This window comes from Pseudomonas sp. RC10-4-2 (assembly GCF_050433085.1).
GTDB classification, from domain to species: domain Bacteria; phylum Pseudomonadota; class Gammaproteobacteria; order Pseudomonadales; family Pseudomonadaceae; genus Pseudomonas; species Pseudomonas aeruginosa.
Genome location: NZ_JBNPXX010000001.1, coordinates 615,251 through 632,159, shown reverse-complemented (window position 1 = coordinate 632,159; position 16,909 = coordinate 615,251). Strand labels below are relative to the sequence as shown.

Sequence of the window (16,909 nt, the reverse complement as noted above, 5' to 3'; positions counted from 1 at the left end):
GCCCGAGTGTTCCGTCCTGGAGCGCTGCGGCAGTTGTGCGTTTCGTGGACTAGAGCCCTGTAGGACGGGCTTTAGTGAGCAGAGGAGGCGTTCTGCGACCACGCCGGAAGCCGACTGTTCAGTCAGAAAATTTCAGATTTTTTTTTGAACCCCTGAACCAGCGGGGGAGTCACTAAAAGTACATGGCCAATCGCCAAGCCCCTGAAACAGAGGCGTGGCAGAGGCTTGCTCAGTGAGCAGGAAGAAAAGACCGGAGGGCCGGAAACGCGCCCACGGTAATGGCCAGAGATGAAAGCCAAGGAATCAGCATCCCTGTCAGAGGAAATTTCCCATGGAGCAAAAAGCGATGAGCAAGCAACACACCGGTTCCCTGCGTGGCCTCAAGCTGGCCCTGCTGGCCGTAGGCAGCAGCCTGGTCCTGGCCGGCTGCGCCGGCAACCCGCCGACCGAGCAGTTCGCCGTGACCGAATCCGCGGTGAATAACGCGGTGAGCGCCGGCGGCCCGGAATATGCCCCGGTCGAGATGAAGTCCGCTCAGGACAAGCTGAGCCAGGCGCGCATCGCCATGAACGACAAGGAATACGACCAGGCCAAGCGCCTGGCGCAGCAGGCCGAGTGGGACGCCCGGGTCGCCGAGCGCAAGACCCAGGCCGCCAAGGCGCAGAAAGCCGTGAAGGATGCCCAGCAGGGCGTCATGGAACTGCGTGAGGAAGGCATGCGCGATACGCAGCACTAAGCCGGATTCCGCCCTTCTTTCGTCGATTCATGATTAAGGATGACCCCTATGCGTAAGTACATTGCCCTCCCCGCCGTATCCCTGCTGGCCCTGGCGCTGGCCGCCTGCTCCACGCCGCCGAACGCCAACCTGGAACAGGCCCGCAGCAACTTCTCCGCGCTGCAGTCGCAGCCCGACGCGACCAAGGTCGCGGCCCTGGAAACCAAGGACGCCGGCGACTGGCTGGCCAAGGCCGACAAGGCCTACCAGGATGGCGAAGACCAGCGCGACGTGGACCAACTGGCCTACCTGACCAACCAGCGCATCGAACTGGCCAAGCAGACCATCGTCCTGCGCAATGCCGAGGCGCAGTTGCAGAACGCCTCCGCCCAGCGCGCCCAGGCCCGCCTCGACGCGCGCACCGCGCAACTGGACAAGCTGCGTAGCCAACTGAATGCCAAGCAGACCTCGCGCGGCACCATGGTGACCTTCGGCGACGTTCTGTTCGATCTCGACAAGTCCGACCTGAAGCCCGGCGCCATGCGCAACATCCAGCAACTGGCCGAGTTCCTCCAGCAGAACCCGGAGCGCCAGGTGATCGTAGAGGGCTACACCGATAGCACCGGTTCCGCCAACTACAACCAGCGCCTGTCCGAGCGTCGTGCCGACTCGGTGCGCATGGCCCTGCTCAGCCGCGGCATCAGCCCGGAACGCGTAGCCACCCGTGGCTACGGCAAGGAATATCCGGTGGCCAGCAACGGCACCAGCTCCGGCCGTGCCATGAACCGTCGGGTGGAAGTCACCATTTCCAACGACGCCAAGCCGGTCGCGCCACGCTCCTCCGTCAGCGGCTGATAAGCCCTACGGAAGCCCAAAAGCCCCGCCATCCGGCGGGGCTTTTTCATGGGCGGGGCTTGAGCTTTCCAGGTATCAGCGGGCCACAGGCCGCTCGCCGAGCAAGCGCTGGTAGCGCTCGGCCATCGAGCTATCGAAGGCAACCAGGACGATTTCCTCCAGGCTGCTGTGCGCCGGGCGTTGCCGGCAGACCTCTTCGACGGCGATGGCCGCGGCCTGCTCCAAGGGATAGCCGTAGATGCCGCAGCTGATGGCGGGGAACGCGACGCTGGCCGCCCCGGCCTGCTCGGCCAGCACCAGGCTGCGCCGGTAGCAGCTGGCCAGCAGCTCCGGTTCGCCGTTGTCGCCGCCGCGCCAGACCGGGCCGACGGTGTGGATCACGTGGGCCGCCGGCAGACGGAACCCACGGGTGATCTTCGCCTCGCCGGTCTTGCAACCGTGCAGCAGGCGGCAGGCCGCCACCAGTTCGGCACCGGCGGCGCGGTGGATGGCGCCGTCGACACCGCCCCCACCGAGCAGCGAGGAGTTCGCCGCGTTGACGATGGCATCCACCGCAAGACGGGTGATGTCTCCCTGCCAGACGCGGACCTCGGTCATTTCACTTCCTGCGGGACTTCCTGTCCGGCGCAGCGCACGGCGTGCTTCCTGTTGTCCACCAGCACGCCGGAAAGGCCCTTCTGCTCGGTGTCGAACAGCACCAGGACGCCATCGATGCACTGCGCGACCTGCTTGGCCGGCTCCAGGGACAGCTTCACATCTTCGCCGGGCAGGCTCTTCAGCATGGTGAAGTCGGCCAGCAACAGGGCGTCCTGCGGCTTGGCGAAATGCAGGTAGCCGTAGTACCAGAGCACGCCGACGGTGACGAAGATGGTACCGATGCCGGTCAGGATGCAGGGGAGTACGTTACGGTCGCTCATGGATTGCCTTCGGGTTTCGCGGATTCGCGGTTCGGGATTTCGGCCAGCCGGCGCAGGCCGGTGAAGCCATGGGGATCGTCGAGGAAGCGCAGCATCACTTCCTGCCAGGTCGCTTCGGCGAAGGTCTGCACGTGGCCGCCTCGGGTCAGTTGCAGGACCTTCGGCGGCCGCGCCTGGCGGTACAGGGCGATGCCGTTCTCGAGGGGCACAATGGTATCGTCGATGCTGTGAAAGAACAGCATGGGTGCGCCAGAAAGCCGCGCCACCGAATGGATGGCGCTGTCGTCGTCGGGCACCAGCCAGGACAGCGGCACCTGCAGCGGCCAGGTCAGCCAGGAACCGTCCAGCATGTGCCGGGCGATGCCGCGGTAGCTCGCCGGTACCCCGTCGAACACCAGCGCCTTGAACTGGCCCTGGCGCTGCGGATGCTCGGCCAGGTAGTGGATCGCCAGCGCGCCGCCGAGACTCTGCCCCAGCAGCACGCGCTCGGTGCCCTTCACCTCCGGCGCCTGGTCGAGCCAGGCGAACGCCGCGTCGATGTCGCGGTAGACCTCCGGCAGTCCCGGCTGGCCCTCCGACTGGCCGTAGCCGCGATAGTCGAGCATCAGCACCTGGTAGCCCTCGGCGGGCAGCCACCACGTGCCGCCGAGGTGCCAGGACAGGTTGCCGCCGTTGCCGTGCAGGTAGAGCACAGTGCCTTTCACCGGCACGCCTTTCTTCGCCGGCAGCCACCAGGCGCGCAGGCGCACGCCGTCGGCGGTGGTCAGGGTGACGTCGCGGTACTCCAGCCCGGCGCGCGCCGGAGTGATCTGCACCACCGGCTCGGGATAGAACAGCAGCGAACTGCAGCCACCGAGGAACAGCGCGCCGAGTACCAGCAGCGGGATCAGCAGGCGCTTCATCCGTTGTTGGTCCTTACCTCTTCGCGGGCGCGAAAGGTGGCGTCGTAGATGCGCCCGGCCAGGCGCGAGAACGGCAGGCTCTGCAGCCAGACGGTGCCGCTGCCCTTGAGGGTGGTCAGCAGCAATCCTTCGCCGCCGAACAGCATGCTCTTCAGGCCGCCGGCCAGTTGCACGTCGTAGTCGATACCGTCGGTGAAGGCCACCAGGCAACCGGTGTCGACCCGCAGCGTCTCGCCATTCAACTGGCGGCGGATCAGCGTGCCGCCCGCGTGGACGAAGACCAGGCCATCGCCCTCGAGCTTCTGCAGGATGAAGCCCTCGCCGCCGAAGAAACCGGCGCCCAGGCGCTTGGTGAAGGCGATGCCGACCCGGGTGCCATAGGCTGCGCAGAGGAACGAGTCCTTCTGGCAGAACAGGCGCCCGCCGACATCGTCCAGGTCCACCGCCACCACGCTGCCCGGATAGGGCGCGGCAAAGGCCACGTGCTGCTTGCCCTGGCCTTCGTTGGTGAAGTGGGTCATGAACACCGACTCGCCACCGAGCTTGCGCTTGCCGGCGCTCCACAGCTTGCCCAGCAGGCTGCCGTCGGAGCCGTCGCCCATCCGCGCGGTGAAGCGGATGTCGCCGGTCATGTAGTTCATTGCCCCGGCCTCGGCGATCACGGTTTCCCCGGGGTCGAGTTCGATCTCCACGGTCTGCATGGATTCGCCGAGGATGCGGTAGTCGAGTTCGTGGCTGGCCATCGCCGTTCTCCTTGCTTGCCGGCCGACCGCCCGCGCGCACCGGGAAAGACCGGCACGGCGGGGAACGGTCAGAGGATGTTCGCGTAGTCCGCTTCGATGCGGTCCAGGCTGAGGTGGTTGAGGAAGTTCGAGAAGCACATCCAGGCCGACAGCGCGTTGAGGTCGCGGAACTGCGGCGGCAGGTACTTCGGCGGCGCCACCAGGCCCTCGTCCACCAGTTGGCGCAGGGTGCGCATGTCTTCCAGGGTGGTCTTGCCGCAGAACAGCAGGGGGATCTGTTCGAGCTTGCCCTTGCGCACGGCGAGCTGGATGTAGTTGTAGATGAGGATGAAGCCCTTCAGGTAGGACAGGTCCTTGGTGAACGGCAGGCCATCCGGGGTCGAGCCGCGGAAGACCCGGCTGGCGTTCTGGTAGCTGTCCTCCAGGCTGTAGCCCTGCTCGCGGTAGAAGTGGAACACGTCGAGGAAATCGGCGCCCTCCTCGGCCATGTGGATCGCCCGGGTGCGATTGGTCAGCTTGCGCAGGCGGGTCGGGTAGGAGGCGAAGGCGATCACCTCCATCAGGATCGCCAGGCCTTCCTGGGTCACGGTGGAGGACGGCGGTCCCTTGGCGAGGAAGGTGCAGATCGGCTGGCTCAGGCCGTTCAGGGTGGTGCCGACGTGCACCAGGCCCTCGTGGACCTCCAGCGCGCGCACGTCGCGCTCGTTGAACAGGGCGTCGGCGCGTACCTTGATGTAGTCGGCGCCGGCCGCCGCGTCGGCGACGATGCCGTCGGACTCGAACACGCGGATGGTGCCCTCCTCCTCGCCGAACACGGTGTTCAGCCGCGCCTGGAGGATCGGTACGACCTCCTTGGCGGTCAGGGTCTTGGGTTCGTCCTTGAGATCGCCGCGGTCGGCGATGTTGTTCAGGTAGTCGGAGAGCATCAGGCCGAGGTCGGCCAGGGTCGGATCGCCGGCATGGAAGGCGTCCGAGGCCGAGCCGTAGAGTTCCTGGGAGATCAGCCCGAGGTCCGGGGTGCCGCGCGCCTCGAGCATGCGAATGACCATTCGGTATTCCTTGCACATCCGCCGCATGATCTGCCCGACCGGGTTGAACTGGCCCAACTGGCGGGTGATGTCGCGCTCGATGTTCTGGAATTCCTGCTTCTTGGCGCTGGCGTCGAAGGCCAGCGGGCGGCTGTCGTAGTAGCCGCGATCGACCTTCGGCGCATGCTTGCCGCGGCCCTTGAGGAAGTCCTGGCGGATCCCGTCGTCCCATTTGATCGCATCCAGCACGCGGATCGGCGTCTGCGCCTCGACGATGCGATCGGACAGGGAGCGGATGATCTTCTGGTAGTCGTTCTGCGCCTTGCGCTGGCTCATCGGCAATCTCATTGGGTGACCCGCTGGAAGCGGGCGGCCTCGACGAACACGTCGGAATTGGCGGGATCGTTCAGGTAGGCGAAGACCTTCGCCAACGGGCTGCGCACCAGCGCGCCCTTGCCCTGATCGCTGTCGACGGTCTCGCCGTCGAGCTGGCCGGCGCCGAGGTCCTCGACGATGCGCTCGACGTCGAGGTTGTAGATCACCAGCTCGTCACCGTCGGTGATCTCGAAGCCGGCGATGATGAAGTTGCCGCCCAGGCTCTTCGGCAGGCCGGCCGACAGGTACCAGCGCTTGCCCTGGTGGGAGACGGTGAAGCCGTAGTCTTCCAGGCTCTCGGTATTGTCCTTGCTGTCCACGTAGCTGAGCGCACGGTAGACATTGCTGCCGGAACGGGTGATCTCCAGGAATTGTTCTTCCTTCCACTCGTTCTCGCGGCTCCAGGTCCCGAGCAGATGGCTCGGCGCCGCCTCGCGCGGCGGTATCGGCTCCTTGAAGGTGACCAGGCAACCGCCCAACAGCAGGAAACTCAGGACCACCAGGCAACGCCAGGCTTTCATCACACGCTCCTTAGGAACCCTCCGCAACCTGCGACCGGCTGGCCGAGGGAAGGTTCGGGTATGAAAAACCCCGCCATGGCGGGGTTGACGCTCAGGTCACAGGCCCATGACCAGATTCAGGTACCGTCTGAGTATGGCGCGCATTTCGTCCACGGCCAGTTGCTCGACCCCGTCCACGAGGCCCTGATATTCCATCTGCAGAATAATCGACGTCAACACCTTGGCGTCCTGCTCGGGCTGCCCGGAACCGAGCACCTGGAAGAAATGCACGGCGCCGAGGGAGAGAATCCGCTGGTGGGCATCGGCCAGTTCGCGCAGGCGCGGGTTGAGCAACGCCTCCTGGCGGAAGGCCTGCTCGGCCAGCAGGTGCTCGCGGCGCTCGGTGAGCTGGACCTGGACATACTGCACGGCAAGCTCGACGATCCGTTCCACCAGCGAGCCACGGGCGCCGGGGTCGTCGGCCAGCACCGCGGCCATCTCCTGGAGGTCGCCCTCCACGCTGCTCCAGAACGCCGACAGCGCCTCTGCGTTGCGCTCGACGAAGAGGGCGAAGGTGTCGGTGATGAGATCGTCGATGTCCTTGAAGTAGTAGGTGGTGGCCGACAACGGCACCTGGGCCTCGGCGGCCACCGCGCGGTGGCGCACGGCCCGTACGCCGTCGCGGACGATCAGGCGCATGGCGGCATCGAGAATCGCCTGGCGCCGCTGCTCGCTGCCCTGGCGGCTGGCCTTGCGGCCCTGGTAACGAACGCTTTCGGCTACCGCGCTGGCGGCCTGCGCGGCGCTGTCTCTGGGAGCTACTCGGGACACGGTGTTTCCTCCGCTCGCGGACGATGGAGCATTGTTCGGACTTTTTCGCGTGGAATCAATCGGCCGCTACCGGGGAAGCTCCGATCCCACCCGCACCTCCCGTGGTCAGCCGGCAGATCGGCGGCTATCGACCCCTGGCCCGGCGGCCGGGACACCGCGCGGCCATGAAAAAACCGCCCGAAGGCGGCTTTTCCATGGACTGTTGCGGCGCTCAGGCCTGCGGGCGCATGTGCGGGAACAGGATCACGTCGCGGATCGACGGCGAGTTGGTCAGCAGCATCACCAGGCGGTCGATGCCGATGCCTTCGCCGGCGGTCGGCGGCATGCCGTATTCCAGGGCATTGATGAAGTCGGCGTCGTAGTGCATCGCCTCGTCGTCGCCGGCGTCCTTCTCCTTGACCTGCAACATGAAGCGCTCGGCCTGGTCCTCGGCGTCGTTCAGCTCGGAATAGGCATTGGCGATCTCGCGGCCGCCGATGAACAGCTCGAAGCGGTCGGTGACGCTCGGGTCTTCGTCGTTGCGGCGGGCCAGCGGCGAAACCTCGAAGGGGTAGCGGGTGATGAAGTGCGGCTGCTCCAGCTTGTGCTCCACCAGTTCCTCGAAAATCATCACCTGCAGCTTGCCCAGGCCTTCGTGGCCGAGGACCTTGGCGCCGGCCTTCTTGGCGATGGCCCGCGCCTTCTCGACGTCGTTGAGGTCGGCGGCGGTGATCTCCGGGTTGTACTTGAGGATCGAATCGAACACCGACAGGCGCACGAACGGCTCGCCGAAGTGGAAGACCTTGTCGCCGTAGGGCACGTCGGTGGTACCGAGTACCGCCTGAGCCAGTTCGCGGAACAGTTCCTCGGTCAGGTCCATGTTGTCTTCGTAGTCGGCGTAGGCCTGGTAGAACTCGAGCATGGTGAACTCGGGGTTGTGCCGGGTCGAGACGCCTTCGTTACGGAAGTTGCGGTTGATCTCGAAGACCTTCTCGAAACCGCCGACCACCAGGCGCTTGAGGTACAGCTCCGGGGCGATGCGCAGGAACATGGCCATGTCCAGCGCGTTGTGATGGGTCTCGAACGGCTTGGCCGCGGCGCCGCCGGGGATGGTCTGCAGCATCGGGGTCTCCACTTCGAGGAAACCGCGCTCGCTGAGGAAACGGCGGATGTGGGCGATGACCTGGGAACGCACGCGGAAGGTGTGGCGGGTTTCCTCGTTGACCATCAGGTCGACGTAGCGCTGGCGGTAGCGCTGCTCGGTGTCGGTCAGGCCATGGTGCTTGTCCGGCAGCGGACGCAGCGACTTGGTCAGCAGGCGCACGCTGGTCATGTCGACGTACAGGTCGCCCTTGCCCGAGCGGGCCAGCACGCCTTCGGCGCCGATGATGTCGCCCAGGTCCCAGGTCTTGATCTCGGCCAGGGTTTCTTCCGGCAGGGTCTTGCGGTTGACGTAGACCTGCAGGCGCTCGCTGCTGTCCTGGAGGACGATGAAGGAACCGCGGTTGAGCATGATCCGACCGGCCACCTTGACCGGGATCGCTGCGGCTTCCAGCTCTTCCTTGGTCTTGTCGGCGTACTGTTTCTGCAGGTCCGCGAAGTAGGCGTCGCGGCGGAAGTCGTTGGGGAAGGCGATGGCCCGGGCTTCGCGCACGGCGGCAAGTTTTTCCTTGCGCTGGGCGATCAGCTTGTTTTCTTCCTGTTGCAGTTCGTGCTGGTCGAGTTGTTGGTCGCTCATGGTCTTGGTGGTTCCTGGTTAGGCTCTCTTGCCTGTGGAAACGGATTGCGCAACAGGGGCGAAAAGCGTAGCGAACGCCGGCCAGGCAAGGCGGGAAATGGCGAGGACACGGAGTTCACGATCGTAAAAAACGAGCAGTCCGAACCATTTTCCAACGCGGCCTGGCCAGGCGCAGCAGCTTTACAGCCCCTGTTTGAGGCTGGCTTCGAGGTATTCGTCTAGATCGCCGTCGAGCACCTTGTCGCAGTCGCTGCGCTCGATACCGGTACGCAGGTCCTTGATCCGCGACTGGTCGAGCACGTAGGAGCGGATCTGGTGGCCCCAGCCGATGTCGGACTTGGAGTCCTCCAGGGCCTGGGACGCGGCGGTACGCTTCTGCATTTCCAGCTCGTACAACTTGGCCCGCAGCATCTTCATCGCGGTGTCCTTGTTGGCGTGCTGGGAGCGTTCGTTCTGGCACGCCACCACGGTATTGGTCGGCACGTGGGTGATCCGCACCGCCGAATCGGTGGTGTTCACGTGCTGACCGCCCGCGCCGGAGGAGCGGTAGGTATCGATGCGCAGGTCGGCCGGGTTGATCTCGATCTCGATGTTGTCGTCGATTTCCGGCGATACGAACACCGCGGTGAACGAGGTGTGGCGACGGTTGCCGGAGTCGAACGGACTCTTGCGCACCAGGCGGTGCACGCCGATCTCGGTGCGCAGCCAGCCGAAGGCGTACTCGCCCTTGATGTGCACGGTGGCGCCCTTGATGCCGGCGACCTCGCCCTCGGACAGCTCGATGATAGTGGCGTCGAAGCCGTGCTTGTCGGCCCAGCGCAGGTACATGCGCAGCAGCATGTTGGCCCAGTCCTGGGCCTCGGTGCCGCCGGAGCCGGCCTGGATGTCCAGGTAGGCGTTGTTCGGGTCCATCTCGCCGCTGAACATGCGGCGGAACTCCAGCTTCTCGAGGATCTCGCGCAGACGCTCGACTTCGTTGGCAACGTCGTCGACGGCGCCCTCGTCGTCTTCCTCGACCGCCATGTCCAGCAGGTCGCGGGAGTCGGCCAGGCCGCTGGTCAGGTCGTCCAGGGTTTCCACCACCTGCGCCAGCTGGGCGCGCTCGCGGCCGAGGTTCTGGGCGTATTCGGGGTTGTTCCAGACGTTGGGGTCTTCGAGCTCGCGGTTTACTTCGACCAGGCGATCATGCTTCTGATCGTAGTCAAAGATACCCCCGAATGGTCTGGGTGCGCTCGGAGAGGTCCTTGATGCTGTTGAGGATCGGGTTGATTTCCATGGCTGGCGCTCACTCGCGGGAAAACGTCGAAAAGCTGCGAAGTATACTGCACTTGCGCCCCACAGGCAGTACGCCGGCCTCTATTTAATGCCGGCCGGCGACGCATGGCCGCCGCGCGCCGCTCAGCCCGCCGGGGCCGGCGGCACCGGCTGTTCCATCAGGCCGACCTGGTTGCGGCCATTGTTCTTGGCCTGGTAGAGCGCCTGGTCGGCCATCTCGATGAGAACCCGGAAGGTTTGCCCGCCGCCGCCCGGCACCAGGGTGCTGACGCCGATGCTGACGGTCAGGTGCGAGCCCGGGCGTGGCTGGTCGTGGCTGATCTGCAGGCTCTCCACCGTGCGCCGGACCTTCTCCGCCAGCAACCGTGCGCCGCCCGGCGAGGTGCCCGGGAGGACCATGGCGAACTCCTCGCCGCCGTACCGAGCCGCCAGGTCCGAGGAGCGACTGCAGCCCTCGCGGATGGCCCCGGCGACCTGGCGTAGGGCCTCGTCGCCGGCGACGTGGCCGAAGGTGTCGTTGTAGCTCTTGAAATAGTCCACGTCGATCATCAGCAGCGACAGTTGCGACTGCTCGCGCAGCGAGCGGCGCCACTCCATCTCCAGGTATTCGTCGAAGTGACGACGGTTGGAGAGCCCGGTCAGGCCGTCGGAGTTCATCAGCCGCTGCAGCACCAGGTTGGTCTCCAGCAACTGCTGCTGGCTCTCGCGCAGCGCCCGATAGGCCTCGTCGCGTTGCTGCAGGGCGATGTACGAACGCGAGTGGTAGCGGATCCGCGCCACCAGCTCGATGGCGTCCGGCAGCTTGACCAGGTAGTCGTTGGCGCCGGCGGCGAACGCCGCGCTCTTCACCGTCGGCTCTTCCTTGGTCGACAGGACGATGATCGGGATGTCGCGGGTCGCCGGGTTGCCGCGGTAGGCAGCGAGCAGCGTGAGGCCGTCGACGCCGGGCATCACCAGGTCCTGGAGGATCACCGTCGGCTTGATCTGGTTGGCCACCGCCACCGCCTGCTGCGGATCGGAACAGAAATGGAAGTCGATGCCCGCCTCGCTCGCCAGTGAGCGACGCACAGCCTCTCCGATCATGGCCTGATCATCGACAAGCAGTACCATGACCGCGCCGTCCAGAGGGGCGCCCAGGTCGGTCTTGCTCTCATGAGGGTTGTGCATGTTTCTCTCCGGGACCGGGGCCCCTCGTATCAAATTGAATGCTGTTCCACGCACCGCCGCGGCGGGCGCCGGCGCCTACCCTGGCGCCTGGCCGGAGTCGAACCCGGCTAATCGAATACCTCCGCCAGGCGCGGGGCGATCTTTTCCAGGGAAAGGATCTGCACCGCTGCATCGATCGCCGCCGCGGCCTTCGGCATCCCGTAGACTGCGCAACTGGCCTGGTCCTGGGCGATGGTGAGGAAACCGCGCTCGCGCATCTGCTTGAGGCCCTGGGCGCCGTCGCGGCCCATGCCGGTCAGCAGCACGCCCACGGCATCGCCACGCCAATAATTCGCCACGCTCTCGAAAAACACGTCGATGGACGGCCGGTAGACGAAAGAACGCGGTTCGGCGGTGTACACCAGCGAACCGTTGCGCAGCAGGCGGATGTGATTGTTGGTCCCCGCCAGCAGGATCTGCCCCGGTATCGGCGGCTCGCCATCGCGCGCCAGGCGCACCGGCAGCTTCGATTCGCTGGCCAGCCATTCGGCCATGCCGGCGGCGAATACCTCGTCGACATGCTGCACCAGCACCACTGCGGCATTGAAACTGGCCGGCAGTTGCTTGAGCAACACCGCGAGCGACGCCGGACCGCCAGCCGAAGCGCCGATCGCCACCAGACGCTGGCGCGCCCCGCCGGCCTTCGGCGGCACCACCTGGACCTTGCCACGGTTATCGCGCTGGCCGATCAGCCAGCCGACGTTCTGAATCTTGCGCAACAACGGCGCCGCCGCCGTTTGCGGGTTGCCGATGCCCAGCGCCGGCGTGTTCACCGCATCGAGCGCCCCATATCCCATCGCTTCGAAAACCCGGTGCACATTCTGCTCGATATCGACGGTAACAATCACGATCGCGCAAGGACTTTCCGCCATGATCCGACGAGTTGCCTCGACGCCGTCCATCACCGGCATGAGCAGGTCCATCAGCACCACGTCGGGCGTATCGGCGGCGCACTGGGTCACCGCCTCGGCACCGTTGCTGGCGACCCAGACGATCTGGTGCTGCGGCTCGAAGGCCAGCGCGCGGCGCAGCGCCTCGACGGCCAACGGCATGTCATTGACGATTCCGATCCTCAACCCTGTGCTTCTCCGATCAGGACGACGACGGCATCCAGCAAGGCCTCATCGTGGAAACTGGCCTTCGCCAGATAATAGTCGGCGCCGGCGTCGAGACCGCGCCGACGGTCCTCCTCACGATCCTTGTAGGACACCACCATCACCGGCAGCGACTGCAGGCGGCTGTCGCGACGCACCAGGGTGACCAGTTCGATACCGTCCATACGCGGCATGTCGATATCGGTGATGAGCAGGTCGAAATGCTCCGAGCGCAGGGCGTTCCAGCCGTCCATGCCATCCACCGCCACTGCCACGTCGTAGCCGCGGCCGAGCAGGAGCTTGCGTTCCAGCTCACGCACCGTGAGCGAGTCGTCGACCACCAGGATGCGCTTGCGTTGCGCCCCGCCGGCCTGCCGCCGGCTGCGATCGATGCGCTCCAGGCGGCCGCTGCTGAGCAGCTTGCCGACCGAATGCAGGAGGTCCTCGACGTCCAGGATCAGCACCGGCGAACCGTCGTCCAGCAAGGCGCCGGCGGAAACGTCGCGCACCTTGCCCAGGCGGGGATCGAGAGGCATCACCACCAGGGTACGCTCGCCGACGAAACGCTCCACGGCGACGCCGTAGACCGCATCGCGGTCGCGCACCACCACTACCGGGATGGCCCCTTCGGTGCGGCTGCTCTCGGGCCGCTGCAGCAGTTGCGCAGCCGAGACCAGGCCGACATGGCGACCCTCGTACCAGAAGTGCTGGCGACCTTCGAGCTGGACGATCTCCTCCGCTTCCAGCTCGCACATGCGCTCGATGTGCGCCAGCGGGAAGGCGTAGGCCTCCTCGCCGATCTCCACCACCAGGCTGCGCACCACGGACAGGGTCAGCGGCACCTCGACGTGAAACAGCGCTCCCTGCCCCTGGCGTTGCTCCATGCGCACGCCGCCGCGCAACTGGCGGACCATGTGCTGCACGGCGTCCAGTCCGACGCCGCGACCGGACACCTCGGTGACCTGCTCGCGCATGCTGAAGCCGGGCAGGAAGAGAAACGCCAGGAGTTCCTCCTCGCTCAGTTGCGCCACGGTCTCGGCGGTGGCGAACTGGCGATTGAGCACGGTCTCGCGCAGGCGCTGCAGATCGATGCCGCCGCCGTCGTCGCTCAGTTCCAGGACCAGCATGCCGGCGTGGTGGCGGGCGCGGATGGTGATCCTGCCCTCGGCCGGCTTGCCGGCGGCGAGGCGGGTTTCCGGCGCCTCGATACCGTGATCGACGGCATTGCGTAGCAGGTGGGTGAGCGGCGCTTCGAGTTTTTCCAGGACATCCCGGTCGACCTGGGTGCTTTCGCCCTCGACCAGCAGGCGCACCTGCTTGCCCAGCGAGCGGCCCAGGTCGCGAACCATCCGCGCCTGGCCGCTAAGGACGTCGGCGAATGGCCGCATCCGCGAGGCCAGCGCCGCGTCGTAGAGCACCTGGGCACGCTGGCCGCCCTGCCAGGCGAACTCGTCGAGATCGGCGATGTGCTGCACCAGCATCTGCTGGCATTCGCCAATCAGTTGCCGCGCCTCGCCGAGCATGGCCTGGGCCTGCGGGTCGAGGGCGGTTTCCTGGACCGTCTCGCGTACCACGTCGAGCGCGCGGCTGGCGCTGGACTGCAGGCGACGCAGGCGTTGCAGGGAATCGGCCAGCGGCTTGATGCGCTGGAACTCCACCAGCGACTTGCTGGAGATATCCAGCAGCCGGTCCAGGCGTTCGGCGGTGACCCGCAGGACCCGGCTGCGGCGCTCCTCGGCCTGTTCGCCGCCCGCCTGCCCGGCGGGCTCCTCGTCGTTGTCGTCGCTGGCGGCCGCTGACGCCGCTGGCGGCGCCTCGGGGACCGCTTCCGGCAGACCGGGAGTCGTCGCCGGCAGCTCCGCGCGGGCCAGCGGCAGGCCGCTGCGCACCAGGCCTTCGAGGCGCAGCACCAGGCCGTCGATCTCTTCCCGCCCGGCGCCTTCGGCCCAGCCTGCGTCGCCGGCTGGCGGGGTGCCGATACGCAGCAACAGGTCGCAGCCCTGGAGCAACGCATCGATATGTTCCGATTGCAGGAGCAGGCGTCCGTCCTGCGCCTCCACCAGGCAATCCTCCATGACGTGCGCCACGCGCACGCCGGCGTCCAGCCCGACGATACGCGCCGCGCCTTTCAGCGAGTGCGCGGCGCGCATGCAGGCTTCCAGTTGGTCGGCCTGGGTCGGGCTGCGCTCCAGCGCCATCAGGCCGGCGTTGAGCACCTGGGTCTGGGCCTCCGCCTCGAGCCGGAACAGCTCGAGCAGCGACGCGTCTCTCATCTGGTCCGGGGTCATGCCAGGCTCCGCGCTACGGCTTGCAGGAGAGGGCCTTCGTCGAGCAGGGTGATGCTCCGCTCGCGCCATTGCAGCACGCCGGCCACGTGCCGGCGCGAGGCCTGGCCGTCGGCGTGGTTGGGCGGCAGTATCCGCGCCAGCGGAATCGCATGGATGCCGTCGACTTCCTCCACCGGCGCCACCACCGGACCGCCGGCGGCGGAAATGATCAGCATGCGCGGAACCACCCGGCGCTCGCTGACCGGCGCGGCGCCGGGTTCGAGATCCAGCAGTTCGCCGAGGGAAAGGCAGGCGACCAGCGCGCCGCGCACGTTGGTCACCCCTTGCAGGGCGCGCGAGCGCTGGTGCGGCAGGGAATGGATAGGATTCATCGGCGCCACTTCCACCAGGCTGCCGGTGGCCAGGCCGAACCACTCTTCGCCCAGGCGGAACACCAGGATCGAACGCGTCTCGCCGAGGTCGCTCTGTTCGCGCTGGCTGTCCATCGTTTCGGCGCTGTCGAGCTGGTCCTGGCGCAGGGCGATGCGGTCCAGCAAGTAGGTCGCCGCGGCAGCGTAAACCTCGCAGTTGCGGCAATGGACATGCTCGGCCAGGCGTTCGCAGGACTTGTCGCCATGCACGCCGATGCGGTTCCAGCAGTCATCCACCTGTTGGGTATCGAGCAAGGTCAGGCTCGCCTCAACCATCTTTGTTCACTCCACGGGCCGCACGTTGCTGCAGGCGCCGGGCGCCGGCATGGTCGCCGCGAGCGGCGAGCAGCGCCGCCAGGTGCGCCAGCGCCTCGGCGTGCTGCGGCTCCAGGTACAGGGCCTTGCGGTAGAAATCCTGGGCTTCCTGCTCCTGCCCGGCGACATCGCTGAGCAGCCCGAGCCAGTAGAAGACCGTGGCCGACGGCCCACGCGCGGCCAGTTGGCGCTCGCAGGCGGCGCGCGCCTCGCGGTGCTGGCCGGCATCCGCCAGGCGGGCGATTTCGTCGAACTCGCCGACGGGACTGGCGAGGGGCTGGCCGCTGGCTGGTGGAACCAGGCTGGACAGCCGCTGGCGCGGTTTCGCCGGTGGCGGCGGCGAAGGCCGAATACTCGCACGCTCCACGGCGGCGGCAACCACCGGGCGCGCTCCGTCGCTCACCGCCTTGGGCCGCGCGCCGCGGGGCGCCTCGCTGGTCCGGCGGAACACGAAAGACAGCGGCACGCCGATCGGCTGCATGCCATGCTGGCTGAGCAGGCTCGCCTCGGCCGGACCGATGAACATCGCGCCGTCCGACCGCAACAGGCGCTTGAGCACCTCGACCACCTCGCTCTGGGTCGGGCGGTCGAAATAGATCAGCAGGTTGCGACAGAACACGAAATCGTAGGGTGCCTCGCCCGCCAGTAGCCCGGGATCGAGCAAATTGCCGCAGCGGAAGCGCACCTTGCGGCGAACCTGCTCGGCCAACTGGTAGCCCTCGGCAACCTCGCTGAAATGGCGGTCGCGAAACCCCAGTTCGTCGCCGCGAAAGGAATTCCTGCCGTACACCCCGAGGCTGGCGCGCTCGATCACCCGAGCGCTGACGTCGAGGGCGTCGACCTCGAACAGGTACTCGGAGAGCCCGGCATCGAGCAAGGCCATGACGATGGAATACGGCTCCTCGCCGGTGGAACAGGGCAGGCTGAGGATCCTTAGCGCGCGTCCGCCGCCCAGGCTCGGCAGGCGCTCGAAGGCCAGCCTGGCGAGGGTGGTGAACGACTCCGGGTAGCGGAAGAACCAGGTCTCCGGCACCACCACCGCTTCGATCAGCGCCTGCACCTCGCCCGGCGAGCCGTTCAGGCGCATCCAGTATTCGTCCTCGTCGTGCAGCGCGAGGCCGCTCATGCGCTGGCGTACCGCGCGCTCGATCACCGCGCTGCCCACCGAGCTGGCATCCAGGCCGATCCTGCTCTTGAGCAGGCGTTCGAAGCGATCGTTCATGCCGTCCCCTCGCCGCACTCCGGCGGGAACAGCAGGGCGCGCACTTCGTCGGGCAGCAATGCCTCGACCCGCACCCATTGCACCAGTCCCCGTGGTCCTTCATAGACCGGACCGAGATAGCGGGCCCCGCCGTTGTCCAGGCCATAGTCGCGGAACGCCGACGGTTCGCAGCGCAGGGTATCGGTGGCCTGTTCGAGGATCAGTCCGAGCCAGACCGGCTCCCGGTCCTGGCGGGCGCGGTATTCGACCAGCACGATGCGCGTGCTGGTGCGGGCCAGCGCCGCGCGGCCGAAGGCCATTGTGCAGAGGTCGAGCACCGGGACCAGGACGCCGCGATGGGAGAACACCCCGGCGACCCATTCCGGCGCCTCCGGAATGCGCTTCAGGCGCAGCAGCGGCAGCACTTCGACCACTTCGCGGGCATCCAGGGCATAGCGGTCGCCTTCCATGCGGAACAGCAGGAACAGCTTGCTGGTGCGTCGATGATCGCCGGTGGAGCGGGACACGGTCACAGCC

The 16,909-nt window shown here is 66.8% G+C and carries 17 protein-coding genes; 2 read left to right on the top strand and 15 right to left on the bottom strand.

What is annotated here, in order from left to right; genetic code table 11:
* The first annotated feature begins 331 nt into the window (after positions 1-331).
* Positions 332-736, top strand: coding sequence for a DUF4398 domain-containing protein (locus FHW81_RS03000; RefSeq protein ID WP_003092495.1), 405 nt, complete (start codon positions 332-334; stop codon positions 734-736).
* 48 nt (positions 737-784) lie between these two features.
* Positions 785-1,570, top strand: coding sequence for an OmpA family protein (locus tag FHW81_RS02995; RefSeq protein ID WP_003092499.1), 786 nt, complete (start codon positions 785-787; stop codon positions 1,568-1,570).
* Between the two features lie 75 nt (positions 1,571-1,645).
* Here FHW81_RS02995 and FHW81_RS02990 read toward each other — a convergent pair whose 3' ends face one another.
* The 15 genes from FHW81_RS02990 to FHW81_RS02920 all read right to left on the bottom strand — a co-directional run bounded on the left by FHW81_RS02990 (position 1,646) and on the right by FHW81_RS02920 (position 16,905).
* On the bottom strand, positions 1,646-2,167 hold the full coding sequence (locus FHW81_RS02990) for an O-acetyl-ADP-ribose deacetylase (RefSeq protein WP_003143214.1): 522 nt from the start codon (positions 2,165-2,167) through the stop codon (positions 1,646-1,648).
* Positions 2,164-2,487: a hypothetical protein gene (locus FHW81_RS02985; RefSeq protein ID WP_003092509.1), complete on the bottom strand. Its 324-nt coding sequence runs from the start codon at positions 2,485-2,487 to the stop codon at positions 2,164-2,166. Before FHW81_RS02985 ends, FHW81_RS02990 begins: the two co-directional genes overlap by 4 nt.
* Complete coding sequence (locus tag FHW81_RS02980) at positions 2,484-3,389, bottom strand: alpha/beta hydrolase (RefSeq protein ID WP_003103721.1); 906 nt, start codon at positions 3,387-3,389, stop codon at positions 2,484-2,486. The genes FHW81_RS02985 and FHW81_RS02980 overlap by 4 nt, the downstream gene beginning before the upstream one ends.
* On the bottom strand, positions 3,386-4,132 hold the full coding sequence (locus tag FHW81_RS02975; RefSeq protein WP_003113847.1) for a TIGR00266 family protein: 747 nt from the start codon (positions 4,130-4,132) through the stop codon (positions 3,386-3,388). Before FHW81_RS02975 ends, FHW81_RS02980 begins: the two co-directional genes overlap by 4 nt.
* Positions 4,133-4,200: 68 nt before the next feature.
* Positions 4,201-5,496, bottom strand: coding sequence for a flavohemoglobin expression-modulating QEGLA motif protein (locus FHW81_RS02970; protein WP_003092515.1), 1,296 nt, complete (start codon positions 5,494-5,496; stop codon positions 4,201-4,203).
* An 8-nt stretch (positions 5,497-5,504) separates the two neighbouring features.
* Positions 5,505-6,056 carry a hypothetical protein gene (locus tag FHW81_RS02965; RefSeq protein WP_003103725.1) on the bottom strand — a complete coding sequence of 184 codons (552 nt, stop codon included), beginning with the start codon at positions 6,054-6,056 and terminating at the stop codon, positions 5,505-5,507.
* A 96-nt stretch (positions 6,057-6,152) separates the two neighbouring features.
* Positions 6,153-6,866, bottom strand: a complete 714-nt coding sequence (locus FHW81_RS02960; protein ID WP_003092520.1) for a TetR/AcrR family transcriptional regulator — start codon at positions 6,864-6,866, stop codon at positions 6,153-6,155.
* Between the two features lie 211 nt (positions 6,867-7,077).
* Positions 7,078-8,583 carry a lysine--tRNA ligase gene (lysS, locus tag FHW81_RS02955; RefSeq protein WP_003103728.1) on the bottom strand — a complete coding sequence of 502 codons (1,506 nt, stop codon included), beginning with the start codon at positions 8,581-8,583 and terminating at the stop codon, positions 7,078-7,080.
* 180 nt (positions 8,584-8,763) lie between these two features.
* Positions 8,764-9,859 (bottom strand): peptide chain release factor 2 gene (gene prfB, locus FHW81_RS02950; protein WP_010895661.1). Its coding sequence is split into 2 segments (ribosomal slippage): positions 8,764-9,786 and positions 9,788-9,859, totalling 1,095 coding nucleotides; the frame shifts between segments, so codons are not numbered across the junction.
* A gap of 122 nt (positions 9,860-9,981) precedes the next feature.
* Entirely contained in the window at positions 9,982-11,025 is a 1,044-nt protein-coding gene (gene wspR, locus FHW81_RS02945) for a Wsp signal transduction system regulator diguanylate cyclase WspR (protein WP_003103734.1), read from the bottom strand.
* A 107-nt stretch (positions 11,026-11,132) separates the two neighbouring features.
* Positions 11,133-12,140 carry a Wsp signal transduction system protein-glutamate methylesterase WspF gene (gene wspF / locus FHW81_RS02940; protein ID WP_003092534.1) on the bottom strand — a complete coding sequence of 336 codons (1,008 nt, stop codon included), beginning with the start codon at positions 12,138-12,140 and terminating at the stop codon, positions 11,133-11,135.
* Complete coding sequence (wspE, locus tag FHW81_RS02935) at positions 12,137-14,446, bottom strand: Wsp signal transduction system sensor histidine kinase WspE (RefSeq protein WP_003103736.1); 2,310 nt, start codon at positions 14,444-14,446, stop codon at positions 12,137-12,139. The genes wspF and wspE overlap by 4 nt, the downstream gene beginning before the upstream one ends.
* Entirely contained in the window at positions 14,443-15,132 is a 690-nt protein-coding gene (locus FHW81_RS02930; protein WP_003103738.1) for a chemotaxis protein CheW, read from the bottom strand. The genes wspE and FHW81_RS02930 overlap by 4 nt, the downstream gene beginning before the upstream one ends.
* Positions 15,125-16,393 (bottom strand): CheR family methyltransferase, encoded by a 1,269-nt coding sequence (locus tag FHW81_RS02925; protein ID WP_003122132.1) that lies wholly within the window; start codon positions 16,391-16,393, stop codon positions 15,125-15,127. Before FHW81_RS02925 ends, FHW81_RS02930 begins: the two co-directional genes overlap by 8 nt.
* On the bottom strand, positions 16,390-16,905 hold the full coding sequence (locus FHW81_RS02920) for a chemotaxis protein CheW (protein WP_033980652.1): 516 nt from the start codon (positions 16,903-16,905) through the stop codon (positions 16,390-16,392). The genes FHW81_RS02925 and FHW81_RS02920 overlap by 4 nt, the downstream gene beginning before the upstream one ends.
* Between the last annotated feature and the right edge of the window lie 4 nt (positions 16,906-16,909).

What these genes read in the sequence shown, in the direction of transcription:
- FHW81_RS02975 (WP_003113847.1), bottom strand. Translation starts at nt 4,132, where the DNA reads ATGGCCAGCCACGAACTCGACTACCGCATCCTCGGCGAATCCATGCAG.
- FHW81_RS02985 (WP_003092509.1), bottom strand. Translation starts at nt 2,487, where the DNA reads ATGAGCGACCGTAACGTACTCCCCTGCATCCTGACCGGCATCGGTACC.
- FHW81_RS02990 (WP_003143214.1), bottom strand. Translation starts at nt 2,167, where the DNA reads ATGACCGAGGTCCGCGTCTGGCAGGGAGACATCACCCGTCTTGCGGTG.
- FHW81_RS02995 (WP_003092499.1), top strand. Translation starts at nt 785, where the DNA reads ATGCGTAAGTACATTGCCCTCCCCGCCGTATCCCTGCTGGCCCTGGCG.
- wspR (WP_003103734.1), bottom strand. Translation starts at nt 11,025, where the DNA reads ATGCACAACCCTCATGAGAGCAAGACCGACCTGGGCGCCCCTCTGGAC.
- wspE (WP_003103736.1), bottom strand. Translation starts at nt 14,446, where the DNA reads ATGACCCCGGACCAGATGAGAGACGCGTCGCTGCTCGAGCTGTTCCGG.
- FHW81_RS02925 (WP_003122132.1), bottom strand. Translation starts at nt 16,393, where the DNA reads ATGAACGATCGCTTCGAACGCCTGCTCAAGAGCAGGATCGGCCTGGAT.
- FHW81_RS02970 (WP_003092515.1), bottom strand. Translation starts at nt 5,496, where the DNA reads ATGAGCCAGCGCAAGGCGCAGAACGACTACCAGAAGATCATCCGCTCC.
- FHW81_RS02930 (WP_003103738.1), bottom strand. Translation starts at nt 15,132, where the DNA reads ATGGTTGAGGCGAGCCTGACCTTGCTCGATACCCAACAGGTGGATGAC.
- lysS (WP_003103728.1), bottom strand. Translation starts at nt 8,583, where the DNA reads ATGAGCGACCAACAACTCGACCAGCACGAACTGCAACAGGAAGAAAAC.
- FHW81_RS02965 (WP_003103725.1), bottom strand. Translation starts at nt 6,056, where the DNA reads ATGAAAGCCTGGCGTTGCCTGGTGGTCCTGAGTTTCCTGCTGTTGGGC.
- FHW81_RS02980 (WP_003103721.1), bottom strand. Translation starts at nt 3,389, where the DNA reads ATGAAGCGCCTGCTGATCCCGCTGCTGGTACTCGGCGCGCTGTTCCTC.
- FHW81_RS03000 (WP_003092495.1), top strand. Translation starts at nt 332, where the DNA reads ATGGAGCAAAAAGCGATGAGCAAGCAACACACCGGTTCCCTGCGTGGC.